This window comes from Thermogemmatispora sp. (assembly GCF_019683755.1).
In the GTDB taxonomy this organism is placed as follows: domain Bacteria; phylum Chloroflexota; class Ktedonobacteria; order Ktedonobacterales; family Ktedonobacteraceae; genus Thermogemmatispora.
In genome coordinates this window covers 1-12,814 of record NZ_JADGHT010000112.1, presented here as the reverse complement: position 1 = coordinate 12,814, position 12,814 = coordinate 1, and the positions used below count along the sequence as shown (strand labels likewise).

The following is a 12,814-nucleotide window of genomic DNA, read 5'->3' as shown; positions in this document are numbered from 1 at the left end:
TCTGGTAGGAACCCCTGCTTGTCTCGACCAGGTGCCATTGTCCAGCGGCGTTAAGGTAACAGACAGGGCCATGACCAGGCAGATAGATAGAGAGACTGTGAGCTAAACTGTTTGCTCTTTTCCTGGTCGATCTAGGCCTCGCTGTCTAGGGCTGCTGCCAGCTCTACCAAGCAGCAAGGGGTGGAAGGGCGGCAGCAGACGCCTTCCTATCGTATCACATAGCCGCAATGGAGGAAGGGGGCCAGGGGGAGAGCAATGCCAGATCTACTAAGCGCCCTGACTGGCCCCAAACTCGAGCACTATCACCTTACGGAGCGGGCTGCTTCCTCTCGCTGTCAACGAGGGAAAGCTTGCCTTCAGAGCTGAAAGGGTGAAAGCTCTTTAGACACTGCGTGAGACGCCCCAATCCGCGGCAAAGGTCTGCTGGAGCACACTGATAATGTGCTGGTCGGAGAGTACTATGCCCAGCTCACGATTATGATCAAGCGATTGGCTGGAGAAATTTTCCGAACCAACAAAGGCCTTCTCGCCATCAACGATCATCATCTTGGCGTGCATATAGAGCTGCTTATCTTCGCGCACCTGGGCCCCGCCCTGCTTAATGGTCTTGATCCCGCTGCGGTTGCTGTCGGAGGAGCTGCTCTGATAGGGCAGGATGACTTGCACCGTAACGCCGCGCTGTGCCGCCGCCGCCAGCTCGTGCTCAATGGAATCGTCGATCAGCTCCTCTGCTTCGATGAGCAGCGATTTGTGGGCTCCCTTGATCAGCGATTCGAGAACACTGCGCGAGTTAATGGGACTGACGACGAGATTCGGGTTGCTGAGCGAGACCTGCGTGCGGTTCCAGTCGGCTTCAAAGATATCGCTAACGGCCTTCACATCGGCGGGATTCGTGTCGATAATGCCATACTCACGATTTTTAGTGCTACCAACACCTAGAGCTGCATTTGTTAGATTACAGGTCATGATATAGGCGGTGGTGCCATCGATGATCATCCCTTTTTCATGAGTCAGGGCAAAGGCTGGGCTGGTAGCCTTGACTTTTACTCCTGCCGCGCTCAGGCGATCCATCGTTTCGGTCGGTGAGAGTGAACCGCCACCGTAGGGATGTGTCTCTAGCATCACGCGCACGTCCAGGCCACGATTGGCCGCCTCCTCAAGGGCATTAATCACGTTGCGGTTGGTCAGCAGATAAAGCTCCAGCCAGACCGAGCGATGAGCACTATTGATGGCATTGGTGATCACTCGCTCGCCAGCATCTGGCTCAACAAAGACTTGGAGCCCCTGCTGGGCTCCACTGCCTACGGCGGCAGTCGGCGAAGCCAGGAGCGTACTTCCACCGGCGGTGATATCGACGTTACATGCACTTAAAAGTAGAAGAAGGCAGAAGAGCAAGGGCGCAAGACCCTTCTGCCAGAGAGAAGTGGTGCGTTCGGCGTACCTTTTCATCCTCATGAAAGCGACCCCCTGATCAAGAGAATTTGGGACAGCGAAAGATCTTTCCCAGCCTCATCATATCGTGTTCTGGCTAGAGGCGAGCAGCGCAAGAGCAGTACTCTCTAAATAAGCACGTCTTGAAAGCTATAGGGGCGTCAGGGGCAGGCTGACTGACTGACTGAGCACGGTAGGAGAGCGCGATTGCCAGTCGGCATGCCAGACCAGAGCCGGAGGCGAGAAGCCCCAGACGGCTGCAGTCGCATGGACGTTGAGAGACGGGAAAGATGGCACCGGCTAGTCAACCATTGGAGGCAGGAAGCACAGGCAGGGCAGAACACGCTGGTTATCTCTGGCTGTTCTGCCCTGGTGGCATAGCTTCCTGCTTGCCCTCTCGACGGTGGCCAGGCGGGGCTAGGATCTGGTGCGCTCTTGCATCAAGTTACGGATACGGCCTAGCAGAGGCACCAGTTGTTTCTTGCGCGAGACGAGGCCCTCAACCTCGATCGAGTGCCCATCGGCTCCAAGTGGCGCTCCCAGTGCGCTGGCTACTGCTTGTTCGCCGCCATAGACCAGCAGTCGGCAGCGCATGTTAATGATGTCAACGATCATAAACAGAAAGACGCTGTAGCTGCGCTCCTGGGAAAGCCGGCGCATGGTTTCTAGCAACTCCTGGCCGCGCTGCTCGATCACTGCAGGAGTGGGGGTTTCGACGGTGCCAATGGCGAAGCGCAGGCCATTCACGGTATATTCCTTAAAGTCGGCGGTCAGCAGGGCCTCGGGGCTGCGCTCATTCAGATCCGCAGCAGCAGCGGCGAAAATCGCCTGGCCATAGTCTTCGAGGTCTTCGCCGGTGATCCTTGCCAGCTCGGCAGCCACCTGTTCATCGCGCTCCGTTGTGGTGGGGGAGCGCAGGATCAGCGTATCATACAGCAGGCCTGCGAGCAGCAGGCCTGCGGCCTCGCGCGAGATGGGTACGCCGGCCTCGTGATAGAGCCTGACGATGATAGTGCCTGTGCAGCCAACCGGCTCGGCCCGGAACATGATAGGTTTATTGGTGTGGACATCAGCAATGCGATGGTGGTCGATAATGGCCAGCAGGTCAGCCTCCTCGATGCCGTCAACAGCCTGCGCCCGCTCGTTGTGATCCACCAGCACGATGCGCCTTGGACGCGCGTTGAGCATGTCTGTGCGTGAGAGGTAGCCAACCAAATGGCCCTCGTCATCTAACACGGGCAGCGAGCGATGGCGTGCCAGCAGCGGCTGTACTTCGCTCATCAGGTCTTCTGGCCTGCACGAGTCGAAGTCGCGATTCATGATCTCGCTGGTCTTCATGCTTAAATTGATGAGACGAACAGCGGTGAAGGTATGGTAGGCAGTACTAATGACCAGGACGCCATGTTTGCGCGCTGCGGCCAGAGTGCGCTCCGAGACGAGCAAGTCGCCGGTGATGACCAGGGCAGCGGCCCCGGCCTCGATAGCGGCCAATTGTGCATCTTCGCGGTCTCCCAATACTACCAGACAGCCTGGCTCAAGATATTCGCGCATGGTGGTCGCCTGCATGGCTCCCACCAGGATGCGATTGCCCAGCTTGCGTCGTCCCTCGACAAGTACGCGTCCATGCAGCACGCGCACCAGGTTATCGCGCTCCAAGGGCACGCGATTGACCGCCTGGGGATCGAGGTCCTTGAAGAAGAGCTTAGCCAGGTCTTCGATAGCGATGATGCCCTGGACGCGGCCTTCGTCATCGACGACGGGCATGGCGCGCCGGTTGTGTTCCTGGAGCAGGCGTCCGGCTTCTAGCAAGGGCTGATCAACATGGATGCTGATAACGCCACGCCGCATGACGTCGCGCACCTGTAAGTAGACATCTTCTAGGGCCTCGGGTGGATCGACTCCGTAGCGCTCTAAGACAAAGCGCACCTCGGGTTTGATAGGCCCGTGGCGAGCGGCAATAGCCTCCTCTCCTTGGGTCTGCAGCAGGAGCGCGTAGGCATAAGCTGAGGCGATCGAGTCGAGATCTGACTGTTTATGTCCTATGACATAGATTGGCTGTGCCATCTAGCTGCTTCCTCCAGACTAGTGCTCGCCTTGATGGGGAGCACCAGCGTTCTGCCGGTCGTTGCCTTGGCTGCGAGTGATGAACACTAGTACGCCTATCAGTATAACAAAAAGCAGGACAAGGCCAACAGCCATGCCGAGGGCGAGCAGTATAGGCTGGGCTGAGCTGGCTGACGGCGTTTCTGCGATGGCCTTGGCTTGGGCAAGAGTGGTAACACGATCGCTAAGGCGATCATTGGGTTTGGGCAAGACCAAGGCAGGGTTGGCGGGTGGCCTACCGTTATCGAGGAAGCGCGCATAGGGATTGGGATAGTTGGGGGGCTGACTCCTCACAATGAGTGTCTTGCTGATAAGGCGCTGGGCGCCGTTGGCAGCTATCACGGTGAGCCTCAACTGATATGCTCCTGCCCGGGAATAGACATGGCTGACACGTTGACCCTGGGCGCTGGCGCCGTCCCCGAAGTCCCAGCGATAACTGAAGCCTTCCTCTGAGGAGGTGGCAGCGGGCAACTGGGCCGTTTGAGCCTCAAGGACCAGGGGGTGGCCTGTTATCGCTCTGCCAAGGTTGTCGATGGCCGCGAGCGGGCGACCGTCAAAAGGGGCACTACCCAGAATGGCAGGCTGGTTAAGAAGCCAGGTCGTGAGCATTGCGGGCAAAGTCAGAGCGAGGGTTAAGGCCTGAGACTGCTGTGAACTGCCATCAGCGAAGGTATTCATGAGCTGAATAGTATCTTCTGGCTGGTCAAAGGGATAACCGGGTGTGGTGGCTGTGCTGTAGTAGCTGGAATTGCCGACCAGGGTCGCGCAAGCAATGCCAGCCAACGTGAAAGGAACCTGATCGCTGCTGCCAAGGCGGTCGTCCTCGCGGATTACTTCCCGCTGCTGGTCAGGCGTGAAAATCGGCTCAAAGATATCCTGCTGATGTTGACCATGATAGGAAAGCATTTGATAGCCCTCTTCGTAGAGTTCAGCAAAGACGGCGGGAACGGCTTGATTCATCAGATCGCGTAGCTGACGTAAGCGTTGACGTTGTTCAGGGGCGAGAGCGTTCTGCTGTGGATAGAGCCTACTGCTTGTCAGCGGAGAGAGATCCACGTAGAGGGGAAACAGGAGATTGGTAGCCTGACCGAGGTAGCGCACGGGGTAGGCGATGCCGCTCTGTTCCTCATTAAGCATGGCGATGATGTTGCTCAGATCGCTATTCATACTCTCGTTAACTGCGTGGAAGGAGCCGTAGAGTCCCTGCTCCTCAGCGTCAAAGAGTATAAAACGCAGCGTACGGGCTGGATAGAGCTGATGTTCACGCCAGTAGCTGGCCAGGCCGCGAGCGATGCCTAATTCGATGGCACAGCCGCTGGCATCGTCATAGGCGGACTGCGTTGAGAAAGCCATCGCGTCATAGTGGCAGCCAATAATGACGATTTGCTCTGGGTGCGCGATGCCAGGAATGCTGACCTCCACATTGAAGGCCGGGACCACAGCAGGTCGGCCCAGCCATCCCCGCACGGGGAAGGCATCACGCTCTACCTCGGGGTCAAAGCCGGCGAGGTTGCGCAGCATTTCCCTGCTCCAATAGGCGGCAAATTCATCATGTCCATTGACAGTGGGAGGCAGGTGCTGATCGTAGCCGGCTTCGCGCCGCAAAAAATGTGTGGCCATGTAGAAGAGCTGTTGATAGATGTAATTGCCGTCTACGGTGGGAAAACCAGCCGTGCTGGTGCCGCGTTCAGCCGCTCTAAGTGGTAGTGACTGACGGCTGCCCGACCATAGCAAACAGAGAAGCAGGAGGGACAGAAGTAGCTCCTGAGCTGGTGAGGCCTTACGGGCAGTAGTTGGCGAAGAGCGTACCCTATCTGCTGGCTGCATGAGCTTCCTCCTCAGCATAGCTACTGGTTGCCTTGCTGTGTCTGTGTCCGCTTTAGCTTTCCCTCTGCTCGTTTCTCTTCGGTCTACGGAGGGATCTGGCCAGCATGCTGGCTGAAGCTGGGCCTGTGAGAAGAGTCGGGCGGTGTCTCTCTCATGCTCATCTTGCTCCTCCTAAAAGGACGCTCGTATAGCTCCATCTTGGCGGTGGCCATTTTGGGGGAGACCGGGGAATTGTAAAAAATCGTTCGCCTGGTCGTTCGTGGATTCCTGCCAGAGAAACCGTGGACAAGAGGCGAGAGCCTCGGAAGAGGGGAGACAAGCATGCTAGAGGTCGTCGTAGAAGATGCCCTTTCTGGGCTAAGATACCCTGTAGAAGTGGCGGGAGATGCACCGCTCTGGTCGCTGGTGCCAGCGCTGGTCAAAGTCCTGAGACTGCCACAGGAGGATAGCGCTGGCAACCGACTGAGCTACCGTCTCTGCTTGGCGGAGAGCGGGCGTGAACTGCCGCGTGAACTCAGTCTAGAGGCTGCCGGCATCAAAGCGGGCGCGTGCTTGCTGCTACGGCCCTCTGTGGTGGGTACCGGCAGTAGTGAACACGTGCCTATAGCCGATGGGTTACATAGTGCGGTAACGCTGGCCGATGGCGCCGCGCTGCCAGCCGTGGGGACCGAGGCGGCCTCGACTGTCGTGCCAGCCACGGGACGCAGACGCACCAGGCGTTTGGTCCTGGGATTGCTGGGCCTGACAGTTCTGGGAGCGGCTAGCGCCAGCGCCGGCTATGCAGCCTACCGCGATGGACTGCTGGGAGGGTGGTTGAAGACGCTCCTACCGCCGGCCAAACCGACCGCGACCGCGATGGCAAGGCCGATGGCGACCCCCACACCTGCGCCTTTACCTGTCACAGCCCGGGCAGGCTTTGTTTTCAGCCAGCACCAGCAGACCGTGCGAGCAGTGACCTGGTCTCCCGACGGCAGATTGCTGGCCAGTGGCTCGCTTGACGGACGGCTGCTTGTCTGGAACACGCAAGGGCAGATTCAGCATACCTTCAGCGTTAATGGCGCTGTCCGTACACTGGCCTGGTCGCCCGATGGAACCCAGCTAGCACTGGGAGCCGGCTCGGCAGTACAATTTCTTGATCCTTACAATGGGACGCCATTGACCCAGCCACTTCAGCGTCATACTGCCACTGTTACCGCCGTGGCCTGGGCGCCACAAGGTCAGACACGTCTTGTCTCCGCCAGCCTTGATAAGCTGGCCATTGTCTGGGACGGCAAACTCTGGCGTCCCCTGCAGATATTCAGACGTCATACCAGCCCGCTGGAAGCCGCCTCGTGGGCCGCGGATGGCCAAACGATTGCCACATCCTCGACGGGGGGACTGGTGCGCGTCTGGCGTGCCGACAACGCACAGGAAGTGCATGGCTATTACCAAGATGGGCAGATGACCCTGCGCACGCTGGCTTTTGCGCCGGCAGGCATGCAACTGGCGGTCGGGGGGGACGACGGCCTGATCCGCCTCTGGGATGGTCTGAACTGCCAGCGGCAGCAGGCGGGCACCTTCGGCACGCGCTGCGTTGATCAACCGCAGCGCCTGCGTCTGCACACGCAGCCTCTGCGTACGCTGGCCTGGTCACCTGATGGGAGACTACTGGCCAGTGCTGGTAACGATGGAATACTGGCGGTCTGGTATCCGATGCGCGATCAGATGCCTCTGTTCACTGTTCGCGTCGGTATGCCAGTCCTCTCCTTGCACTGGTCTCCTGATGGACGGACCATCGCCACCGCGGCAGGGAATCGGGTAACCCTCTGGCAGCTTATCTGAAACTCACTGAACAGTTGCCAGGCTGACTCTCTGCTCAGCCCTGCCGCGGCAGGCTGTGGTTAGTCAGGAGCGGTGCTCGCGAATGGGGGGCTCTGAACCTTCAGCCTAAAGGAGAGAGATGTGCCGTGCCTTGCCAGACTAGCGCTGGCTGGCCTCCTCGATAAAAGCAATGAAGGCGGCTAAATCGCTGCGAGCGCGCTCAGCAAGCGGTGTAGCAGGAGCGGGCACGGCCTCCAGGGCCGCACGTGCCCGACGGCACTGCTCGGCCAGAAAGGCCTGACAGTAGGAGCGCGTCTCTGTGCGGGCGAAGATCGCCAGAACTTCGGCTACCTCCTCCTGGCTCGGAGCAGCGCTTTGCTGATAGATAGCTTGCAGCCGCGCGCGATCCTCCGGTTGAGCGTGAGCCAAAGCATGCAGAATGGGGAGGCTCTTTTTGCGGCGATAGATATCGCCGGCAGGATTCTTGCCCAGCTCATCTAGACTGGCCCAGACGCCCAGCAAATCATCACGCACCTGGAAGGCTAAACCGATGGCCTCACCAAAATGACGCAAGCGCTGCACGGCCTCAAGGTCCTGTGTTCCCAGTAAGGCCCCCATCTCTGCGGCGCAGGCCATCAAGGCGGCGGTTTTGCGTCGAATCATTTCGATATAGGCGTCAATGGAGACGTCCATGCGCGTCTCGAACAGCATGTCCAGATATTGCCCCTCGGCGATCGTCAAACAGGTACGGTCGAGGAGCGCCGCCAGACGCGCAGCTAGCGCAGGATCGACTCCGACCTCCAAGACATTCCAGAGGGCCAGGCGACTAAGGGCGAAGAGGCCATCGCCGGCGTTGATCGCCTGGGGTACTCCCCAAAGCTTCCAGACTGTAGGCCGATGATGCCGCTCGCTATCTTCATCTTCGATATCGTCGTGAATGAGAGTAAAATTATGAGTCAGCTCGATAGCTGCCGCCGCGGGTAAGGCCCGTTTCAGATAGTGACGCGGCTCATCCTCGCGGGGAAGCTCTCCCCAAGCGCCGGCGACCTCAAAGGAAAGGAGCAAGAGAGTAGGGCGTAAGAGCTTGCCTGTTTGGGAGCTGATAGGGCGGAATTGAGCATCAACCCAGCCGAGATGGTAGCGCATCTGACCGTAGTAATCCTGCAGGAGCGGCGAAGACTCCGCCCCAGTAGAGGCCGTGGCCCGGGCCACAGCCTCTCTGAGTGCTACCTGGATCTCCTCACGATAGCGCTGGAGCGCTGCTTGAACAGTAGTTGAGATGGCCATGCTTCTCCACAGAAAGCTTTTTCCCTATCTTAGGGGTGAAAGTGAAAAAAGACAAGGGCCGCAATGGTCCCTACCAACGTCACCCAGCGCGCCAGTCCCTTAAGGCCACCTACATATGAGAGGGGGGCACAGAGATCACAGTAGCGAATCGTATACTGGTAACGATGGCCGCGCAGTCCTTCACGGACAATAACGACGTCCTCGTCTTTCTTTCTGGTATGTAGCTCTTCACAGATGTAGCGGCCACAGCCTTTACAACGGTATTGATCAATAAAATGAGAAGTACGAGAAATTGACCATTGATCAGGATAAACTGGTACACCGCAGACGTAGCAAACCTGAATCTCAGCGAGACGCAGCTGTCGCTCAGCGCAGGGCGAATGTTGCTGCTTGGGAAAATGCTCCTGGCAGAAACTGCGATGGCAATCGGGACAGCGCCCAAGAGCCTCCTGATCACATTCGCGACAGCGACGTGACAGACTGAGTGTCTGTTGGCGTCGGCGGGTCGTTATGGGGTCTTCCATTGTTGCTGCTTCCTCTGCTCTTTCTTCTAGCTATAAATTAGCGGTCTGGTCAGGGTCTCAAATGAAGCACGAGTACTTGATCTGGCTGGCCGGCTGGCCTGACAAGGAGAGCAATATCTCTATCTCTCTGTGTAGTATAGCATGAGGGGCATACCTGTGCCGCAGAGTGACCGGGATGACCTAGCAGTGCGCAGTCCCGGAGGTGGCCGGCAAGAGGGTAGCTCTCGTCGCGAGCTGGGGCTGTTCGCAAAGCGAGCGAGCCAGACGCTGTTTGCAGCCTTGGACCCTAGAGGATAAGATATATAGGTGCCGGGCGTCTCAGCCAAAGCAAGCCTGGTCGAGTAAGAACCGAGACCTACCCGCCGTGATCGATCGCATGCTCAACGGCCTTGTGTCGCTGGGAGCGGCAGCCAGGTGGGGTTTGGGCTGACCAGCTAGTGGCAAAAAAGAGGAGCCCCTGATGATGGGATTCATGCGAGCGGGGAATCGGCCCCTGTTTCCCCGGCATCTGGGCGGGAATGGCCGAGCGCCAGCGAGCAGCACCTGTTTATGTGAGGGCAACCAATTATGTCGATAGCAGCAGCGACGACTTTACCGCCAACGATCTGGGATGGCTATCATCTGGAGTGGGGCCAACGCACCTATGTCATGGGTATCATCAATGTCACGCCTGACTCTTTTGCGGGCGATGGCTTGCTTCCCGCAGGGACAGGTGCCTTGCGTGATCCCGCAGTACGTGATCAGGTAGTGCAACGGGCTGTCGCGCAGGCCCAGCAGTTTGTCGCTGAAGGAGCGACCTTCATCGACGTAGGGGGCGAATCGACACGGCCCGGCGCCTCGCCAATCTCACCTGCTGAAGAACTGGAGCGAGTGCTGCCAGTCATTCGAGCACTGCGGGCAGCGTTGCCTGCAGAGACCATTATTTCCATCGACACCTATCGAGCGGAGGTAGCGCGGCAGGCACTGGAGGCCGGGGCCAACTTGATCAATGATATTTGGGGCTTACGCGCCGACCCTGAGATGGCGGCCCTGGCCGCCGAACGTGGCGTCCCCGTGGTCCTGATGGCCAACATGCGCGGCTTTCAGAAGCGAGAGATCGTCAGCGACGTCCTGCGCTTTCTGGCTGGCAGCATCGAAATGGCGCTGGCAGCGGGGATAGCCTGGGAACGCATCATCATTGACCCGGGCATTGGTTTTGGCACTACCCCCGAAGAGAATCTCACTCTACTCCGACGGCTCCATGAGCTACGCAGTCTCGGGCGCCCTCTCTTGCTAGGCACATCGCGCAAATCAACTATTGGGTTGGTGCTAGGTGGGCTGCCGCCACACGAGCGTGTTGAAGGCACCGCCGCCACCGTGGCCCTCGGGATTGCTCAGGGTGCCGACATTGTTCGCGTGCACGACGTGCGAGAAATGATGCGCGTTGTCAAAATGAGCGATGCCATCGTGCGCGGTGCTTTCTCTTTCTCAAATGCCTGAGTGAAAGGTATGGCGATCAATGTCCTGGACCCTGCGCCGAAAGGCGGGAGCTTGCGGAGATGAGCCGAACGACCAGCCCAAGCGGCTGAACAGGATACGTGCCAAGACGGTGCACAGATTTCGCATGGGAGCGGGAGATCCTGGACGTGTGTAAGCACCACGGGGCCTGCACATCGGAGTTCAGAATGATCCTGTAGCCATGCACGCCGTGGGATCGTTCCGAGCGGAACAGGCGGATGGAATGCCGCGGAGGTCTTGTCGCCTGCTTTCGCGGGCAGATGGATACGGGTATACGAAAGGAGGGTGCGGCGCCTCCTCCCCAGGCATAAACGCCGAGATTTCCGGCGCCGCATGATTTGGTGAACTATCAGGAAGCCCTTGCCTATCTCTACAGTCTCAGTGACTATGAGCGCGGTGGCAGCTACATGCGCGACCGTAATGAAAATCTGCCTCGCGAGCGCTGTCTGTTAGAGGCCGTCGGGAATCCCCATCGGAGCTACAGCAGCACGCACATAGCTGGCACCAAGGGGAAAGGCTCAACGGCGGCGATCATTGAGCGAGTCTTGCGCGAGGCTGGCCTGCGTACTGGCCTCTACACGCAGCCCGATCTGCATACCTTTCGCGAGCGCATTCGTATCAATGGTCAGCTAATCAGCGAAGAAGAGGTTGCTCAGCTTGTCCCTGAGCTGCGTGCTGCCGTCGAGCGGATCGAACAAGAGGGACGCTTTGGTCCCTATATTACCTTTGAAGTAGCCACCGCTCTAGCGTTTCTCTATTTTGCCCGTCGGGGTGTGGAGCATGCGGTGATCGAAGTCGGTTTGGGGGGACGACTGGATGCCACCAATGTCATCATGCCGTTGGTCTCAGTCATTACCTCCATTGGCTTTGATCATATGGAGGTCCTGGGCGACACTCTCACCAAGATCGCCACTGAGAAAGCTGGCATCATCAAACCACGGGGCACAGTTGTCACCTCGGCCCAAGCCCCCGAGGCCTTGCTAGCCATTGCCGCCGTCAGCGAGCGACAGCAGGCCGAACTCATTCGCGTGGGGCCAGCGGAGGGCGATCCAGCGCAGGCGGAGGTCCAGGCTGGTCGCTTGCCGCCGCTACGCTATCGCTATGTGCTGGAAACCTGCACCCCACAAAGCCAGCGCTTTAGCGTTGAGACTCCCACCCATGTCTATCGCGAGCTAGAGCTGTCGCTGCTGGGCCAGCATCAGCTTGAGAATGCCACTGCCGCCATCGGGGCCCTGGAGGTGCTGCGTAGCAAAGGCATTCAGTGGACCGAGGAGGACCTCCGAAAAGGTTTGCGCTCGGTCTACTGGTCGGCTCGCCTGGAGGTTATCGGACAGAATCCGCTGGTCGTAGTAGATGGCGCCCATACTGCCGAATCGATGCAGCGGCTCATTGAAGCACTCCGAGAGACCTTCCGCTTCCGACGCCTGATCGTTGTCCTGTCGACTCTGCGAAACAAGGACATTGCGGGCATGGTTCAGGCCCTGGCTGGGGTGGACGCTGTGGTCATCACAACCGTCGCTAACCCGCGCTCGCTCTCGATCGAGGAGATTGCCGCTCAGTTCAAGACACATGCTGCTCATATTCCCCTCTATCGCGCGGAGACCAGTCGCCAGGCGATGGATCTGGCCCTGCAGCTAGCCCAGCCTGACGATGCTGTCTGTGCTGCTGGCTCGCTCTATCTAGCTGGCGAGGTGCTGCGTTGGGCAGCAGCCCACGGCAATCAGCGGGTGGCTGCTACTATAGAAGGCGTTGATCACTCAGGTTAGCTGGCTTTGCAGCTCAGCGCGTCTGCGGGCATAGCGGGCGCTACCCTTCTTGCCGGCAGCCGAGGCCTCCTCGGCGGTCCACTGGTGGGCCGTGCCACGCGACTGCGAGGTACGGCCCCCTTTGCTGGCAATCTCGCGTCGACGCTCGGGGCTGAGAGCAGCCAGCCCCCGCGGACGCCCCGTTTTCCCTATCACCATAGTTGGCTCCTTTGCTCGATCTCTCCTTAGCTGTCCTCTGCGTTGTCGCCAATTGCTGGCTGAGACCGGCCCTCCTATTCCCCTGGCACTCACTCACTGCCCTGCACCGGATTGGATCAGCAGCCAGGCGCGCTGTATTATTGGCTCTTCTGTATACCAGAATAACAGAAGTGCAAATCCTTGAGCAAGCAAAACTCCAGAAATCGCTAAAATTCTCAGCAGCCTTTAAGGTTCTGCCATTTTTGGGGAACTGATGGGCCAGGTTGGGCTGACCCTCTCGGCTCTGCAAAAAAGTCGCTTCCTCTCTGGAAGAAAGCGAGGGCTACAACGTACAATACTGTAGAGCAGGGCGTTGCGGTCCCGGCCCATGCCCCGCCACGG

The 12,814-nt window shown here is 58.8% G+C and carries 9 protein-coding genes; 3 read left to right on the top strand and 6 right to left on the bottom strand.

Annotation, left to right across the window (positions count from 1 at the left end):
* Positions 1-381 precede the first annotated feature (381 nt).
* The 3 genes from IRZ24_RS09505 to IRZ24_RS09495 all read right to left on the bottom strand — a co-directional run bounded on the left by IRZ24_RS09505 (position 382) and on the right by IRZ24_RS09495 (position 5,361).
* On the bottom strand, positions 382-1,455 hold the full coding sequence (locus IRZ24_RS09505; RefSeq protein ID WP_297163079.1) for a phospholipase D-like domain-containing protein: 1,074 nt from the start codon (positions 1,453-1,455) through the stop codon (positions 382-384).
* 393 nt (positions 1,456-1,848) lie between these two features.
* Entirely contained in the window at positions 1,849-3,495 is a 1,647-nt protein-coding gene (locus IRZ24_RS09500; protein ID WP_297163076.1) for a putative manganese-dependent inorganic diphosphatase, read from the bottom strand.
* Positions 3,496-3,513: 18 nt separating this feature from the next.
* Positions 3,514-5,361, bottom strand: coding sequence for a M28 family peptidase (locus tag IRZ24_RS09495; RefSeq protein WP_297163073.1), 1,848 nt, complete (start codon positions 5,359-5,361; stop codon positions 3,514-3,516).
* A gap of 321 nt (positions 5,362-5,682) precedes the next feature.
* Between IRZ24_RS09495 and IRZ24_RS09490 the strand changes: the two genes are divergently transcribed.
* Positions 5,683-7,182, top strand: coding sequence for an EsaB/YukD family protein (locus IRZ24_RS09490; protein ID WP_297163070.1), 1,500 nt, complete (start codon positions 5,683-5,685; stop codon positions 7,180-7,182).
* Between the two features lie 138 nt (positions 7,183-7,320).
* Here the strand turns inward: IRZ24_RS09490 and IRZ24_RS09485 are convergent, their stop codons facing one another.
* Both IRZ24_RS09485 and IRZ24_RS09480 read right to left on the bottom strand, forming a co-directional pair.
* Positions 7,321-8,448: a polyprenyl synthetase family protein gene (locus IRZ24_RS09485; protein WP_297163068.1), complete on the bottom strand. Its 1,128-nt coding sequence runs from the start codon at positions 8,446-8,448 to the stop codon at positions 7,321-7,323.
* A 29-nt stretch (positions 8,449-8,477) separates the two neighbouring features.
* The gene (locus tag IRZ24_RS09480) at positions 8,478-8,972 is read right to left on the bottom strand and encodes a hypothetical protein (protein WP_297163065.1); all 495 of its coding nucleotides are present in this window, start codon (positions 8,970-8,972) and stop codon (positions 8,478-8,480) included.
* A gap of 567 nt (positions 8,973-9,539) precedes the next feature.
* On the opposite strand from IRZ24_RS09480, the gene folP reads away from it, so the two are divergent.
* Entirely contained in the window at positions 9,540-10,451 is a 912-nt protein-coding gene (gene folP / locus IRZ24_RS09475) for a dihydropteroate synthase (RefSeq protein ID WP_297163062.1), read from the top strand.
* Positions 10,452-10,810: 359 nt separating this feature from the next.
* Entirely contained in the window at positions 10,811-12,235 is a 1,425-nt protein-coding gene (locus tag IRZ24_RS09470) for a folylpolyglutamate synthase/dihydrofolate synthase family protein (protein ID WP_297163059.1), read from the top strand.
* Here the strand turns inward: IRZ24_RS09470 and IRZ24_RS09465 are convergent.
* A complete protein-coding gene (locus IRZ24_RS09465) occupies positions 12,227-12,433 on the bottom strand; it encodes a KGG domain-containing protein (protein ID WP_297163057.1) in 207 nt (68 codons plus the stop codon). The two genes, IRZ24_RS09470 and IRZ24_RS09465, sit on opposite strands and share 9 nt — an antisense overlap.
* Between the last annotated feature and the right edge of the window lie 381 nt (positions 12,434-12,814).

What these genes read in the sequence shown, in the direction of transcription:
- IRZ24_RS09495 (WP_297163073.1), bottom strand. Translation starts at nt 5,361, where the DNA reads ATGCAGCCAGCAGATAGGGTACGCTCTTCGCCAACTACTGCCCGTAAG.
- IRZ24_RS09505 (WP_297163079.1), bottom strand. Translation starts at nt 1,455, where the DNA reads ATGAGGATGAAAAGGTACGCCGAACGCACCACTTCTCTCTGGCAGAAG.
- folP (WP_297163062.1), top strand. Translation starts at nt 9,540, where the DNA reads ATGTCGATAGCAGCAGCGACGACTTTACCGCCAACGATCTGGGATGGC.
- IRZ24_RS09490 (WP_297163070.1), top strand. Translation starts at nt 5,683, where the DNA reads ATGCTAGAGGTCGTCGTAGAAGATGCCCTTTCTGGGCTAAGATACCCT.
- IRZ24_RS09500 (WP_297163076.1), bottom strand. Translation starts at nt 3,495, where the DNA reads ATGGCACAGCCAATCTATGTCATAGGACATAAACAGTCAGATCTCGAC.
- IRZ24_RS09485 (WP_297163068.1), bottom strand. Translation starts at nt 8,448, where the DNA reads ATGGCCATCTCAACTACTGTTCAAGCAGCGCTCCAGCGCTATCGTGAG.
- IRZ24_RS09480 (WP_297163065.1), bottom strand. Translation starts at nt 8,972, where the DNA reads ATGGAAGACCCCATAACGACCCGCCGACGCCAACAGACACTCAGTCTG.
- IRZ24_RS09465 (WP_297163057.1), bottom strand. Translation starts at nt 12,433, where the DNA reads ATGGTGATAGGGAAAACGGGGCGTCCGCGGGGGCTGGCTGCTCTCAGC.